Source organism: Desulfitobacterium metallireducens DSM 15288 (assembly GCF_000231405.2).
Taxonomy (GTDB): Bacteria; Bacillota; Desulfitobacteriia; order Desulfitobacteriales; family Desulfitobacteriaceae; genus Desulfitobacterium_A; species Desulfitobacterium_A metallireducens.
In genome coordinates, this window is record NZ_CP007032.1 from 158087 (window position 1) to 173142 (window position 15056).

The following is a 15056-nucleotide window of genomic DNA, read 5'->3' on the forward strand; positions in this document are numbered from 1 at the left end:
TAACTAAAGGGGGAAGGACTTATCGAATCGTTATTTTCAAATCTTAAAATTAAAAATTTAATTCTTAAAAATCGAATTGTACTGCCCCCTATGGCCCTGGATATTGCTTCAGAGAAGGGGGAAGTTACACCAAATTTAATCGAACATTATCGTTTACGGGCTCAGGGTACTGGACTTATTATTGTAGAGCATTCTTATGTTAGTCGAAATGGAAAGGCTCATCCCTGCCAATTAGGTATTTACGATGACGAACTTATAAAGGGTTTAGAACATTTGGCAAAGGAAATCCATAGAGAGGGGACTCCTGTGGGAATTCAGATCAGCCATGCCGGAGCAAGAGCTCTGATGTCTCCTTGTGGACCCTCGAGTGTTCAGTCAAAATATCTTGCGCGTTTTGGTCGGAAGGAACCTGTAAAAGGATCTAAAAAATTGAGTAGAGAGAGCATTCGCCAGATTGTAGATGAATTTGCTCAAGCTGCATATCGAGCTCAATTAGCGGGCTTTGATTTTGTGGAAATTCACGGGGCGCACGGTTATTTACTGAATCAATTTTATTCTCCTTTGACTAATCTTCGGCATGATGAATATGGCGGCACGTTGGAAAAGCGCCTGCGCTTCCCTATTGAAGTCGTTAAAGCAGTAAGGGGTGCAGTCGGAGAAAATATGCCCATATTTTACAGATTAGGGGCTGATGATCGTCTTGAGGGGGGCAATAGTATTGAAGAAAGTATAATTGCTGCTCGGTTGCTTCAGGATGCTGGGGTAGATTGTTTGGATCTATCGGGAGGAATCGGTGGTTATCTTAAAAATGGGCCTGAAGGATTTTTTGCCTATATGGGTAAAGCCATTAAACCTGCGTTAGATATTCCTGTAATAGTTACAGGGGGAATTAAGACAGGGATTAAAGCGAATGAAATAATTGCTAAGAAAAGCGCTGATCTGGTAGGAGTCGGAAGGTCCCTCCTTCAAGATTCCAAATGGGCTTATAAACAGTGGCTGAAAATGAAATCGAATCAGCATCTGATAGAGGAAAAAGATTATATGATTTCTGTTTAACGATTAAAAGGACGAGGAAAGGAGGATGAGTATTGTTACATGAACAGCTAGCACAAGACATTATCAATTATGTTAATCGTGCATATTTTAGGCGTTCTATGAATATTCAAACTCCTATTCGTGTCCAATTTCTGGCTCAAGGCGAATATAACCTAAATTATCTGCTCCAAACAGATAGTCAGAATTATGTTTTAAGAGTAAACACTGGAAGCCAAATGAACCTCGCCAATCAGATACGATATGAATATCAGGCGCTACAACTATTAAAGCCTTCTGGAGTTACGCCAATACCGTATTATCTTGATGATAGGCAAAAGGAAATACCTTATGGGGTGCTTGTGATGGAATATCTTCCAGGAGCTCCATTAAACTATAATGCTGATTTAACGAAAGCAGCTGAGACTTTCGCGAGGATTCATAGTATTTCGTTTAATCGAGGGGAGAACAATTTTCTAGTAAAAGCAAATGCTCCTTTTTCCGCAATTTTAGGTGAAGTGAAGAACCTATTAACACGTTATTTTGACTGTTCTGAAGCTAACCCTGAGGTTAAAAATCTTTTTGAGAGAATCTATCTAATGGGCGAAGAGAAAAGAAAAGAAGAAAGTTATTTTTTAAAAGAACCTTGGCGTGCGGTCATTAATACAGAAGTGAATTCTCATAATTTTATCGTAAATCAAGAAAAAAAGAGCTGCCATCTTATCGACTGGGAAAAACCAATCTATGGAGAACCTGCCCAGGACCTAAGCATGTTCCTTATTCGGACAACAACATTATGGAAAGCCAATGTACTTTTAAGTGCAGAGCAGGAGGACTTATTCCTAAAAAGATATACTCAGGAATTGATTTCTTGTCCCTATGTTAAGACGTTGCCTGAACGTGTGCAGATTTTTAAGTTTTTTAATACTTTGCGAGCCTTATCGTGGTGTGCCATGGCCTGGACCGAATATACAAAGCCCGAACGCCCCTTAATAAATGAAGATACGTTCGAGAAAATCAATATGTATTTAGATCCTAATTTTATTAAAGGCTGTTTTCCGGAGATATTTAAATAATTGTAACGAAAGGAGGTATTTTATGCCTTCGAAGCTTAGGTCAGTTACGATCAAATTAAAATTAAATATGTGGGAACAGATTGAAGTGATTTCTCAAAAAAAGGGTGAAACAGTATCTGATACAATTCGATATTTAATTGCTAGAGGTCTTGATGAGAGAGTCTATAAGGAAAATACCGAATTGATTGCCAAGATTGTTAAGGAACAAGTCGAGCAGGCAATGAAGCCATATTTAGGAAACATCCTTTATGAGGAACAGAATCCTCAAAGATTCATGAAGCCTGTTGACCCTAGAAAGCTTGCTATATGCAGAAGAAGAATCGGTTAATCAAAAAATTCATTGATGGACAATTATCTGAATAAAGGAGTATGAATTTATGAATGCAACCTTAGAAAAAATTGAAAATAGTGAGGCATACTTTAACTTTTCTATCGAAGCAGAAAGATTTGAAAAGGCCCTTGAGAAGTCGTTTAAAAAGAATGTCGACAACTATGAAATTCCAGGTTTTCGCAAGGGGAAAGTAACAAGGGTAGTTTTGGAATCTAAACTGGGACCTGAGGTTCTATATGAAGATGCGCTGGATTTTGTCGTTCCAGAAGAGTATGCTGCAACTCTTAAAGACTTACAATTAGAGCCTGTTGGTGATCCTGATATTGAAGTCGGTCATATTGAAAAAGGGAAACCCCTTCGTATCAAAGTTTGTGTTCCAATTACTCCGGAGGTAACACTGGGGACAATTGAAGGCATAGAAGTTAATGTACCAAAGACCCGAGAGGTTACGGATAGAGATATCGAAAGATATTTGGAAGAGCTGCGTTCAAGAAATAAAAAAGTTATGGATAAGTTAGATGAACCTGCTTCATCCGGAGATACATTAACCATTGATTATAAATGTACGGTTGAAGATACAACTTATGATGATGTCTTAGATTATAAATTCATGCTGGATTTGAGCAATCCTATCCTTGGCTTTGAGGATCATCTTTTAGGTGCCCAAAAGGGGGATTCTCTAAATATTGAAAATCATTTTCCTGCAGACTATTCTTTAAAACAACTAGCCGGTAAAAAGGCTCGATTTATCGTCACCGTTAAGAAGGTTGAAGATATTCAGCTCAGAGAACTTGATGACCAGTTTGCCCAGGAAGTAGGAAAAGTTCAAAACCTGAAAGAGTTACGCCTAAAAGCAAAGAAAGAACTCGATGAAATGGCTTCCCTGCGTTCTACAAATCTTTTAAGACAAGCGATTATTAAAGAAATGCTTGAGAAATGCGAAGTTACCGTTCCCGAATTTTTGGTTATGGAGCGGGCAAAGGATATGTTGGACCAGTTATCCAAACAATTGGCATCTGAAGGAGGAGATATTGATCTATACCTTCAGATGACCCGTAAAAAACCGGAAAGCTTCAAAAAGCAAATGTGGGAAGAGGCCAAGAATGCAGTTAAAACAGAGTTTATATTAGATAAGATTATTAAGGAAAAAGATTTTCAGGTCAGTGAAGAGGAACTCGATCAAGGCGCAGAATTTTTTGCATCGCAAATTGGGATGGATAAGAAGAATGCCCGAAAAAATTTGGGTCCATTAATGAATAAAGTATTATTCGAGTTAAAAGCAGAAAAGGCAATTCAGTATATGATTGATAATGCAAAGATAATGGTTGATGAATAATTTGAAACTTAATTAAAAGGAAAAAACTGTTTCAGGCATAAACTTGTAACAGTTTTTCTTTTTCTCTCTTATTTTATTTCGTTTGGTAAGACTCTTGCATTGTTGATTTTAAATGTTGCGTTTAGTAGAGAAGAGGAGATGAACCTAAGTTAAAATGAATGAGGAAAGAAGTCAAGATTGTAAGAACAAAATAATTGAACAATGTATGGGCTGTAGAACTTGCCTGGAAAGCTGCCGTGTACTGACAGAGATTAATGAAGATCCAGCTTCAATCGCGTTGAGAGGAATTAACGTCAGTGAGGCTTTTTCCTGTGCTCTCTGCGGGAAATGTGAAGCGGTTTGTCCTTTAGGCCTAAGTCCATACCATATGTTTGAACAAAGAAGAATAGAGGCTGTAAAGAATAAGGAAATGGACGTAAACGAATACCGCTATCTTTTTCCGGACCGTGATGTGACCGTTATGAGTATTTTCAGAGACTATTACGGTATCAATTATAACGACTTAAACTCATCCGTACCCTCTGATACAGCTTTCTTCCCAGGATGTACAATTATGACCTATTCACCGGGACTGACGAGAAAGGTTCATGAAATACTCGGGCAAAAGTATAAAGATCCCATTTTATTTACCGAATGCTGTGGTTTGCCAATGTATCAGATCGGACTTCCTGAACGGGGAGATAAAATAAAGGAAGGAATACTTGCTAAGGCAAGCAGCTTAGGCGTCAAACGCTTCATTGTTGCCTGCCCTAATTGTTACTATCAATTTAAAAAAGAGAAAACCTTTAAAGGTTTTGAGATTATTACCGTTTATGAGGCATTAAAAGATTACTTTGTTCCTACCCAATTAAAGGGAGTATATACCGTGCATGATTCTTGCCCAGACCGTTTTGAAGGCATTTATGCTGCTCAAGTTCGGGAGGCCCTTGATAAAGCGGGTTGCGTCAGAGTAGAGATGAAACATCGCGGGAAGGAATCCATCTGCTGTGGAAGCAGCGGTCAATTAGGTCATTTTCGACCGGAATGGTCAAAGGGACATGAACTTCAAGCTTTGGAAGAAGCGGAAGAGGCCGGAGCCAATATGATCCTTGCCTATTGTCATGCCTGTGTGCTTAATTTCGCAAACGTGTCCCCGAAGATAAAGATTTTGCATGCCCTGAACGTTTTACTTGGATTTATCGAAGATTATGGTGAAGTTAAACAAAAGGCCAGTGATATGTTTACGGGACCTGATGCCCTGGATCTCTGGGGAAAATTATTTGAAGACCCGGAGTAAATTTTCTTTACTTATTTTTACGAAATAGTGTCTTAAAAAGAAACTATTTTTTCAAAATGGCAATTGTCTTACGAATATGAATAGAAAAAATGTACATTTATCAAGGGTTAATAGATGGCACGAATTTTGCAATATTATTTCGATAAGACATAGGAACTTTGTAGTTATCCTTTACTTTTTGAACTCTTCCCCTATAAAGGAAAAGGAAGATAGGCAGAAGCCAAATTAAACGAGGGAGGAAAACATGAGTACTAAGATTGATTTAGAACAAGAGGGAATCGAAGTCAAAAAAGCATGTTGTTACTTTTGCCACCAGAACTGTGGCTGCTTAGTTTATGTTAAAGATGGCAAAGTGGTGCACTTCGAGGGCGATCCGGAATACCCAACGAATACCGGCGGATTGTGCTGCCGCGGTAATGTCAACATGATCCATCTGGATCATGAGGCAAGGGTTAATTATCCGTTGAAGCGCAAAGGAGCACGAGGCGCAGGGGAATGGGAACGTATCACCTGGGAGCAAGCTATTGACGAAATTGGCACCAGACTTGAGACCCTCCGTAATCAGTTTGGGGCTGAAGCGGTTGCTACAGCTGGAGGTACGGCACGTACGGATGATTGGGCACGTCGCCGTTTCATGAATCTTTTTGGGAGTCCTAATGGTTTTCATAATTCTCATTTGTGCTGGATTCCTACGTTTATGGTAGAGACAGCGATTTATGGTTGGAGCCCATTTGAAATTGATTTGGGACTTAGTCGTTGTTTAGTGTTATGGGGACAAAATCCTGGGGCTTCCACCTTGCCCGAAATGAGCGGTATTAGTGCGCTAAAAGCCAAAGGACTCAAGATCATCGTCATTGATCCACGTTTTACAGAAACTGCCGCTAAGGCGGATTTATGGCTACCTTTACGCCCGGGGTCTGACCTTGCTTTAGCTCTTGCCTGGATTAATGTCATTATTTATGAAGGGTTAGCGGACTATGAGTTTATCGAGGAAAATTGTGTCGGTTTTAATGAACTCATGGAACATATAGGAGATTTTACACCAGAATGGGCTGAACCCCTCACGGGTTTGAGTGCGGATTTAATCCGTGAGAGTGCTCAGATGTATGCCACGAATAAACCTGGCAACATCCAATGGGGAGTTTCTATTGACCAAATCGGCAAACCCGCTGGAGCCGCCATGCAAGCAAGAGCAATCCTTAGAGCTATCACCGGTAATCTCGATTGCCCTGGGGCAGATCTCTTGACGGGACCCAGCCAAGAATTTGTTACCGATGAAGAAATGGAACTTAACGAGTACCTTTCTGAAGAACAAAGAGCAAAACAACTCGGTTCGGATAAGTTCAAATTAGTGACTTGGCCGGGCTATGGCCGTATTGCTGAAATAACGAAGAAATATTGGGGCAAGGCTCCTACGGCAGAATGGATGTGCGAGGCTCATCCACCCACAGTATATAATGCAATACTAACGGGAAAACCGTACCCTGTTAAGGCTTTGCTGGTTTCCGCCACAAATCCGGTTAATTCTTACGGTGAAAGCAAAAAAACGCTGGCAGCTTTGAAAGCGGTTGATTTCCTTGTCACTTGCGATTATTGGCTGACCCCTACGGCCATGCTTTCAGACTATGTCCTGCCAATTGCCGGATCTTTCGAACGCCCAACCATTACTTCGACCTACGGCTGCTCCGATTTCTTAATGTGTTCACAACGGGCCATCCAACCGATGTATGAACGTCGTACGGACTTTGAATTCTGGCGTGACCTAGGGATAAAACTGGGTCAAAAGGAACATTGGCCTTGGGAAACTTTAGAGGATGCTTATTTATATCGTATTAAAGGTCTAGGGTATGGAGTAGAAAGCTACGACGAGTTTGTAGAGAACTATCGGTTCCACTTCCCTGAACGAGAATACTTCAAGTACAAATCAAGAGGGGGTTTTGCTACTCCTTCGGGTAAAGTAGAACTTTATTCCAGTGTTCTTGAAGAATTGGGCTATCCGCCACTGCCGCAATATATTGGCCCTACCGAAAATGAAATTGATAATCCAGAACTAGCCAAGGAATATCCATTGGTTTTAACGACAGGGGCAGGCGTTATGCCTTTCCATCATTCCGAACATTTCCAGGTCAAAGAATTACGGTTCCTGCGTCATGAACCCCATATGCAAATCAATCCAGACTCAGCAGCAGAATATGGAATCCAAGAAGGGGATTGGGTCTGGATCGAAACGAAGCGAGGACGAATTAAACAGAAAGCCAACCTCACCGAAGGAATACGCCCAGGAACCGTATTTACAGAACGGGGTTGGTGGTACCCTGAACGCGATATGTGTGATCCGGAACTCGGAGGTTGTCTCGAATCCAATACCAATGTGTTAACAAGTACCGCAGACGAAGATTGTGATCCAATGAGTGGAAGCTGGGCGAACAGAGGCTTATTATGCAAAGTTTATAAAGTAGACGGCGCAGACAGAACGGAGGCTAGATAACGTGGCACGTTATGCAATGGTAATTGATACGCGTAAATGTACCGGCTGTCAATCCTGTACAGTTGCTTGTCGAGTTAATAATGAACTTCCGATAGATATGATTTATAATCCGGTACCGACGTATGGTCCTAAAGGTAAATTTCCAAATGTTCATATGGTCCATGTTCCTTTATTGTGCATGCATTGCGGTAATTCGCCTTGCGTAGATGCCTGCCCAACCGGTGCTTCCCAACAGCGTGAGGATGGGATTGTCTGGGTTGATGAGAACAAGTGCGTAGGCTGTAAGGCCTGCGTAATGGCTTGTCCTTACGGAGCACGTATCCCGAATCCAGCTAAAGGAACAGTCCAAAAATGCAATTTTTGTAAAGATGACCGGGTCGATCAAGGAAAAGTACCTTATTGTGTCCAAACCTGCCACCAAAAAGCACGTGTTTTCGGAGATATTGAAGATAAAAACAGTGAAGTCTATAAATTGGTCAATGGTACGAAAACGGTAGGGCGCTTGCTTGAAGAGCTCGGAACTGAGCCCTACGTATATTATCTTTATTGATAGGAGGGGAGACAGAATGAGCCATAAACATGAAACTTGGGGTTGGATGTTAGCTTGTGACTTCTTTTTTGCAGGAATGGGTGCAGCTATGCTGCTATATGCCGGAATTGCCGAGCTATTTATGTTAAACGGCAATCTATCTACACTGGGCCTTTTTGCAGCTCCTATTTTTATTGCCGCAGGAGCCGGCTTATTAGTTTTGGAGTTAGGAAGACCTTTACAGGCCTTGCGCGTTTTCATCAATCCAAAGGCCATTTTGACCTTTGGAGCCTGGAATATGTCGATTGCCATTGTTGCAGGGTTGCTTTTAGCAACCAGCTGGGTTGATGTATTTCCTTGGTTTGGCATTGTTGGACTGCGTAAAGTGTTGGCGATTATTTGTATCATCTCGGGATTTATCGTTGCAACCTATCCCGGTGTTTTACTAGCACGTCATAAATCACGTCCTTTCTGGAATGGACCCGGAATGATGGTTATATTTTTAACCTCTTCCTTGTTAACTGGAATATCTGCTTTTATTATCTGTGGTTTGATTAGTGAAGCTTCTATCATTGTCTATACGGTATTCCCCAACCTAGCTGCAGCATTATGTGCCTTCCAACTCATCGTCTGGGTGGGCTACCTCTGGATTAAGAGTACAGGGACGACAGAAAGAGAAGCCAATGCTGTTAAAAGATGGACGAGCGGTAACTTTGCAGGACCTTTCAAATACGGATTTGTTTTGGTCGGTACAATCGTACCCCTGATCTTATATCTAGTCCCCAACGCTATTTTCATAGAGGTCGCCGGATTTTTAGCAATTCTAGGTGGATTACTCATGCGTAACTTGGTTGTTTATGCAGGCCAGGATAGGACTTGGCTGCCGGGTGAGGAAAAATATCGGGCGGCATTACCCTGCGGTGATGAGGCATTCTTAAAAAAAGTTTGGACTAAACAGATTTAGCATAAATGCAGCAAGAAAGTGGTAGGTGATTGCGATGCAGCAAAATGAGAATTTGACCATCCTAAATCATACAGAAAGTGTTTGTCCGATATGCTTGAAAGTTGTTAAGGCAGACATTTATGCCAGCGGCAAGGAAGTCTTCATGGAAAAGTCGTGTCCGGAACATGGATCGTTAACATCATATCTCTGGCCGGATGTTGAGCACTATGAATGGGTGAATAATTTTCATTTGCCATCCACACCTCCACATTCTCCAATTCCCAGCAAGGAAGGATGTCCAAATGATTGTGGGTTATGCAAGGCTCACCTTCGCCATCCGACTTTAGTTGAAATTGAAGTAACGGAACGCTGCAACTTGCGCTGTCCAGTTTGTTTTATGGCTGCTGATGAATTTCGTGCATCACCGGATCCTTCACTCCAAGCCATTGAAGCAAAGTTTAAGTATATCCTGAAGAATACCAATACGGAAACAAGCATTCAGCTGACCGGCGGTGAACCGACGACACGCAAGGATTTGCCTGATATTGTCCGTTTGGGACGGGAAATTGGTTTTAATGCCATCGAAATCAATTCAAACGGCGTGGTCATCGGACAGAATCTCGATTATATAAAAAAACTTGCGGATGCAGGAATCAGCGGAATTTATCTGCAGTTTGACGGGTTAACGCCGTCGGTTTACAAAACGATTCGTGGGAAGGATTTGCTGGAAACTAAACTCCAGGCTATTAAAAATTGCCGGGAGGCCGGTGTTCAAGTCGTTTTGGCAATGACCGTCATTGAAGGAACAAATGAAGACCAAATGGGCGACGTCTTACAATTTGCTTTGCAGAATAGAGACGTTATCGTCGGTATTGCGTATCAGCCTGCGTTTGGCTCCGGCCGCTTTAATGTCTCCATGCATAAGCGTCTGACGATGGGGGATGTCATCTTTATGCTTGCAAAGCAGAGCCAGGGATTGATTGAACCGTATGACTTCTGGCCTTTAGGATGTTCACATCCTTTATGCTCTTGTTCGACTTATCTTGTTGAGGATAAAGGTCAGCTTCAACCCTTAAGCCGCAGGCTGACACGTCAAGAGTACATTCAGTCGTTTAATCCAGGCAGCCCGCAAGGTTCGGTTTTTGCGGACATTGCCGCGAATAAATATCCAGATTTAAAACCCGGATTATCGATCTTGATTGAGAATTATATGGATGCCATGAATATGGATCTTCAAAAATTAAAAGAGTGCAGCATGATTGTAGCCGGCAAAAACGGGGGGTTAATTCCTTTCTGCGTATACCAGCTTACCAATATTGAGGGAAAGAAGCAGAGTGAATTAAGCTTGCCTGCAGGTAATTCAAAATGACGGAGAATAGCACGATTCAGACGAATTGCCGATTCTGTGGATATCAATGCGGAATTATAGCAACTGTCAAAGACGGGCGAGTGACCAAAGTTAAACCTGATCCTTCCCGGTTCCCCTATGATGGGATGATTATGAGGGGTTGCCGTCGTTGGCCGATGATTACGACGGTCATGGATCATCCTCAACGAATAAACTATCCTTTAAAACGCGTAGGGGAACGAGGCAGTGGTCAGTGGGAAAGAATTTCCTGGGAGCAAGCTTTGGATGAGATCGGGGAAAAGCTTCAATCGCTTAAGGATAAGTTTGGTCCCGAGATGCTGGCAACAAGCATCGGGGGTCCGCATACGACATTTTGGCCATTGCATCGGTTTATGTCTCTCTTTGGCAGCGCTAATAATATGGGAATCGGGCAGATTTGCTGGAATCCGGGAATCTGGGTAAATACACTGACGTACGGCTGGCCGATTGATATGGAGCTCGATCCGGAAAATACGGGATGTGCGATTCTTTGGGGTGTTAACCCTGCAGAATCGGATAACTCTTTGTTCTGGCGTACAGTCTTAGAATTCAGTCGGACAAAAAAACCATTGATTGTTGTTGATCCCAGATATACTCGGACGGCGGAGCAAGCAACGCTTTGGCTTCCGGTGCGCCCAGGAACAGATATAGTTCTAGCGCTTGGATTTTTACACGTTATTGTGAAGAAAAAGCTTTATAATCAAGAGTTTGTTCAAAAATGGTGCCATGGGTTTGACCGTCTCGCTGAGCATCTTACTCCGTATACTCCGTCCTATGTTGAGAAGATTACGGGGATAAAAGCGGAGAATGTAATTGAGGCAGCTCACTTATTTGCAGGTAATTCACCCGCTACTTTGTATAGCGGAAGAGGGATTGACCAGCTTGGGGTTAACAGCTTGCCAACTCATCGAGCGCTGGCCATTTTAAGAGCAATAACGGGTAACGTCGATGTGCCTGGAACATCTCATCTCAGCGAAATGCCTGATTTTATCCCTGAGCTTGACTTGGAACTGAGTGAACCCTTTGCAGCAACAAATCCAAAACATCTAGGAAAAGATAAACTAAAGCTCCAATCCTATGCAGGCTATGCTAAAGTTCGAGAACAAACGATGAAGCATAACAAACGACTTCCTATGCGTTACCTGACTTCCGCACATCCCAATCAAGTATGGCAGGCAATGTTAACGGGTGATCCTTATCCTATTCGCTCCATGATTGTCATGGCCTCAAATCCTCTTTTAACTCAGGCAGATACCCAGCTGGTGCATAAGGCTTTAAAGAGCTTGGATCTCCTCGTCGTTTTGGAATTGTTTAAGACCCCTACCGCTATGCTTGCAGATTATATATTGCCGAGTGCCGGAGCTTTAGAACGCCCTTTGTTGGAGACAAAAGCCGGGGTAGCGAACATTGCTTACGGCGGTGATCAGGCAGTTGAACCCTACTATGAACGACGCCCGGATTTTTATTTTTGGAAAGAGCTTGGGATCAGGCTCGGTCAAGAAAAGGATTGGCCCTGGGATACGTATCGCGACAGTCTGGAAGCAAGTTTATCGCCGCTTGGTTTAACGTGGGATGAGTTTAGTATGACCGGTTTATATTCTCAGGAAAATCGATACTTTAAATATGAAGAACTTGATCCAAACGGATTTCCCGTGGGGTTTGCCACAGTCAGCGGCAAAGTTGAAGTATATAGCGAACTATTAAAGGAAATAGGCGATGATCCTTTACCCAGATCCAAAAAACTTCCGGAAAGCAGCAAGGATTTCCCTCTGTTGCTCATGAGCGGAGCTCGTTTTCAGCCTTATTATGCGTCAAGTTATCATCAACTTGAGAAGTTTCGTACCTCTCATCCAGAGCCTATTGTAGAAATGAGCTTGGATACAGCGAATCGATTGGGATTAGAAGAGGGATGTTCAGTTTGGGTAGAGACAGAACGAGGCAAGGCGCGATTTATAACTAAGATCGTTCCCATGTGCGAGGATACCGTCAGTGTGGAATATGGCTGGTGGTACCCGGAAATGAGCGCTGCAGAACCTGAATTGGGCGGACTGTGGTTTTCCAATGCCAATGTTTTGACTAGTGGAGATTTCGAAACTTCCGACTCGTTAGTTGGAACCTGGACCTATAATGGAATACCTTGCCGTGTAGAAAAAACTAAATAATAAAGTTTTCTCCGAGCCTTATTTCCTAAAGTAGATGCTATGGAATGAGGTCTGGACTGAGTCCACGGAGTAATAGAAGAAATTCTATTACTTGCTGTATGCGAAGGAGATGCATGAAAAAATGGGTTAGCGTATTAAAAGTTAACCTTCGAAACTCCTGCATTTTCTCGAATGCGGGAGTTTTATATTATATCGAAAAAGGGGGATAACGATGAAAAATAACATTACGTTGGAAGAGGCACAAAGCTTAGTATTTGATCATTGTTCAGTAATGGAAAGTGAGCAGGTAAATATAAAAGAATCCTTTGGGAGAGTGTTATTTGAAGATATTGCAGCTCAGGAAAATATCCCTCCTTTTGCTCGCTCTCCGTATGATGGTTATGCTTTTCGCGCTCAGGACACAGAAAATGCAAGCCCAACGAATCCAGTAATCCTTAACATCATCGATGAAGTTCCTGCCGGTTACACTTCTGCAAATACCGTCGAATCCGGAACGGCGGTTAAGATTTTAACTGGGGCTCCCATCCCGGAAGGAGCAGACGCCGTAATCAAGTTCGAAGAAACGGTTATCCTTAAAAATCAGGTCAAAATTACTGCCTCGTTTCAGCCGGGCGAAAATATTGTGCCCGCTGGCGAAGATGTTAAGCGGGGAACATTGATTGCTTCGAAAGGAACGGCGATTACCTCACCGATTATGGGTTTAATCGCAGCGATCGGTCAGGAAGATATCGCAGTTTATAAGATCCCTAAAATTGCGATTATCAGTACTGGGGATGAGCTTATCGACATTTCAGAGCAGTTGATTCCGGGAAAGATTCGCAATACGAACTGTTATACGCTTTTTGGCAATATCCAATCGATAGGTGCTATTCCCTTAATTATCGGTACAGCGAAAGACCGAAAAGAAGAAATCGCCGCCTTAATAGAGCAGGCTTTGGATCAAGCGGATTTGGTATTAACGACCGGCGGAGTATCGGTAGGAGATTATGATATGGTCAGCCGAGCGATGGAATATATAGGGGCCAATCTTCTTTATAAAAAAATCGAGATCAAACCAGGATCTGCGACGGCGGCGGCAGTTAAAGACGGCAAACTGATTTTAGGATTATCGGGAAATCCTTCGGCAGCTTTAACCAATTTCCATCTCGTGGCCGTTCCGTTTATTAAGAAAATGGCCGGCAGAACGAATTATTTGAACGAGAAAATTGAAGTTACGCTGAAGAAAGATTTTAAGAAAGAAAGCCCGCGCAGGAGATTCCTCAGAGGCCGCTTGGTCTTTGAAGAGGGAGTCAGTATGATGGAGCCGACGGGAGATCAAGGCAACGGGATCTTAAGTTCCATGATTGGCTGTAATATTTTGACGGAAGTCCCCGAGGGGAGCGGGCCGAAGAAGTCCGGAGAAAAATTAGCCGCGTATTTAATTAGCTGACATTCTTTAGAGAGAGGAGTAAAGACGTGAAAAAGGTAGCAGTACAAGAAGCCATCGGCATGAAGCTATGCCATGATATGACGAAAGTGATCCCAGGGAAATTTAAGGGCAGAGCCTTTTGCAGGAATCATATTATCACTCAAGACGATATTCAGGAACTCCTAAGCATAGGCAAAGAGCACATTTTTATTTGGGAAGATAATGCTGGGGAGATCCATGAAGAGGATGCAGCCATCCGAATTGCCCAAGCGGTTATGGGTAAAAATCTTATAAAAACAGAGCCTGAGGAAGGAAAATCACTTCTTAAAGCAACAACTCGCGGCTTATTTAAAGTCAATAGTTCCCTTTTGACGAGACTAAATTCCATTGAGCATGTGACGGTACCTTCGTTACCCAATAATTTTGTCGTAAATGAACAAGAAAAAGTTGCTAGCGCAAGAATTGTTCCGCTAGTGACAAAAGAAGAGAATATTTTAAAGGTGGAAGAGCTATGCCGTTTAGCGGGGCCGGTATTTAAGGTTATGCCCTTCAAAAAGCTCAGGGTAGGTCTCGTCATTACAGGAAGTGAAGTTTATAAAGGAAGAATTAAAGATCAATTTGGGCCTGTTATCCTTGAAAAGTTAGCTCACTTTGATGCAGAGGTTATTGGACAAGAATATTGTCCGGATGACTGCAAGATGATTGAGAAAAGTATTGTCAAATTTTTTACTCAGAAAGCAGATTTGATTATTGTAACCGGCGGGATGTCTGTAGATCCTGATGACTTAACGCCGGGAGCCATTCGAAATACGGGGGCAAGAGTCATTACTCAAGGGACACCTGCTCAACCGGGAAATATGATGATGATGGCGTATCTTGATGAAGTCCCTGTATTTGGGGTTCCTGGTGCGGCAATATACTGTAAGACAACAGTTTTTGATGTTGTTTTACCTCGGGTTTTTGCAGGGGACTATTTAACCCAAGAAGACTTTATACGCATGGGGGAAGGCGGATTGTGCCGAAATTGCCCAACCTGTCATTACCCGAATTGTTATTTCGGACGTTAAGAGTGCCGCCAGCGGCGGAAA

At 42.5% G+C, this 15056-nt stretch carries 12 protein-coding genes and 1 riboswitch; all 12 genes read left to right on the forward strand.

Going from position 1 to position 15056, the window contains the following annotated elements:
- Nucleotides 1–21: 21 nt before the first annotated feature.
- The 12 genes from DESME_RS00750 (at nt 22) to DESME_RS00805 (ending at nt 15035) form a co-directional block, all read left to right on the forward strand.
- On the forward strand, nt 22–1056 hold the full coding sequence (locus DESME_RS00750) for an NADH:flavin oxidoreductase (RefSeq protein WP_025248586.1): 1035 nt from the start codon (nt 22–24) through the stop codon (nt 1054–1056).
- Between the two features lie 32 nt (nt 1057–1088).
- A complete protein-coding gene (locus DESME_RS00755) occupies nt 1089–2108 on the forward strand; it encodes an aminoglycoside phosphotransferase family protein (protein ID WP_006718712.1) in 1020 nt (339 codons plus the stop codon).
- Between the two features lie 22 nt (nt 2109–2130).
- Nucleotides 2131–2436 (forward strand): hypothetical protein, encoded by a 306-nt coding sequence (locus tag DESME_RS00760; protein WP_006718714.1) that lies wholly within the window; start codon nt 2131–2133, stop codon nt 2434–2436.
- A 49-nt stretch (nt 2437–2485) separates the two neighbouring features.
- Nucleotides 2486–3775: a trigger factor gene (tig, locus tag DESME_RS00765; RefSeq protein WP_006718716.1), complete on the forward strand. Its 1290-nt coding sequence runs from the start codon at nt 2486–2488 to the stop codon at nt 3773–3775.
- A 205-nt stretch (nt 3776–3980) separates the two neighbouring features.
- On the forward strand, nt 3981–5051 hold the full coding sequence (locus tag DESME_RS00770; RefSeq protein WP_242837435.1) for a heterodisulfide reductase-related iron-sulfur binding cluster: 1071 nt from the start codon (nt 3981–3983) through the stop codon (nt 5049–5051).
- 244 nt (nt 5052–5295) lie between these two features.
- Nucleotides 5296–7539 (forward strand): molybdopterin-containing oxidoreductase family protein, encoded by a 2244-nt coding sequence (locus DESME_RS00775; RefSeq protein WP_006718718.1) that lies wholly within the window; start codon nt 5296–5298, stop codon nt 7537–7539.
- A 1-nt stretch (nt 7540) separates the two neighbouring features.
- On the forward strand, nt 7541–8089 hold the full coding sequence (locus DESME_RS00780) for a 4Fe-4S dicluster domain-containing protein (RefSeq protein ID WP_006718720.1): 549 nt from the start codon (nt 7541–7543) through the stop codon (nt 8087–8089).
- A 16-nt stretch (nt 8090–8105) separates the two neighbouring features.
- Complete coding sequence (gene nrfD, locus DESME_RS00785; protein WP_006718721.1) at nt 8106–9032, forward strand: NrfD/PsrC family molybdoenzyme membrane anchor subunit; 927 nt, start codon at nt 8106–8108, stop codon at nt 9030–9032.
- A gap of 34 nt (nt 9033–9066) precedes the next feature.
- Nucleotides 9067–10380, forward strand: coding sequence for a radical SAM protein (locus DESME_RS00790; protein WP_006718724.1), 1314 nt, complete (start codon nt 9067–9069; stop codon nt 10378–10380).
- Entirely contained in the window at nt 10377–12560 is a 2184-nt protein-coding gene (locus tag DESME_RS00795) for a molybdopterin-dependent oxidoreductase (protein WP_006718726.1), read from the forward strand. Before DESME_RS00790 ends, DESME_RS00795 begins: the two co-directional genes overlap by 4 nt.
- Nucleotides 12558–12685, forward strand: a riboswitch (molybdenum cofactor riboswitch). It overlaps the preceding gene by 3 nt.
- 86 nt (nt 12686–12771) lie before the next feature.
- On the forward strand, nt 12772–13989 hold the full coding sequence (locus tag DESME_RS00800) for a molybdopterin molybdotransferase MoeA (RefSeq protein ID WP_006718727.1): 1218 nt from the start codon (nt 12772–12774) through the stop codon (nt 13987–13989).
- Nucleotides 13990–14015: 26 nt separating this feature from the next.
- On the forward strand, nt 14016–15035 hold the full coding sequence (locus tag DESME_RS00805) for a molybdopterin-binding protein (protein WP_006718730.1): 1020 nt from the start codon (nt 14016–14018) through the stop codon (nt 15033–15035).
- Nucleotides 15036–15056: the final 21 nt, after the last annotated feature.

Bases quoted from the DNA above. Each gene is read 5' to 3' on its own strand.
- DESME_RS00760 (WP_006718714.1), top strand. From the start codon at position 2,131: ATGCCTTCGAAGCTTAGGTCAGTTACGATCAAATTAAAATTAAATATG.
- tig (WP_006718716.1), top strand. From the start codon at position 2,486: ATGAATGCAACCTTAGAAAAAATTGAAAATAGTGAGGCATACTTTAAC.
- DESME_RS00770 (WP_242837435.1), top strand. From the start codon at position 3,981: ATGGGCTGTAGAACTTGCCTGGAAAGCTGCCGTGTACTGACAGAGATT.
- DESME_RS00775 (WP_006718718.1), top strand. From the start codon at position 5,296: ATGAGTACTAAGATTGATTTAGAACAAGAGGGAATCGAAGTCAAAAAA.
- nrfD (WP_006718721.1), top strand. From the start codon at position 8,106: ATGAGCCATAAACATGAAACTTGGGGTTGGATGTTAGCTTGTGACTTC.
- DESME_RS00790 (WP_006718724.1), top strand. From the start codon at position 9,067: ATGCAGCAAAATGAGAATTTGACCATCCTAAATCATACAGAAAGTGTT.
- DESME_RS00795 (WP_006718726.1), top strand. From the start codon at position 10,377: ATGACGGAGAATAGCACGATTCAGACGAATTGCCGATTCTGTGGATAT.
- DESME_RS00800 (WP_006718727.1), top strand. From the start codon at position 12,772: ATGAAAAATAACATTACGTTGGAAGAGGCACAAAGCTTAGTATTTGAT.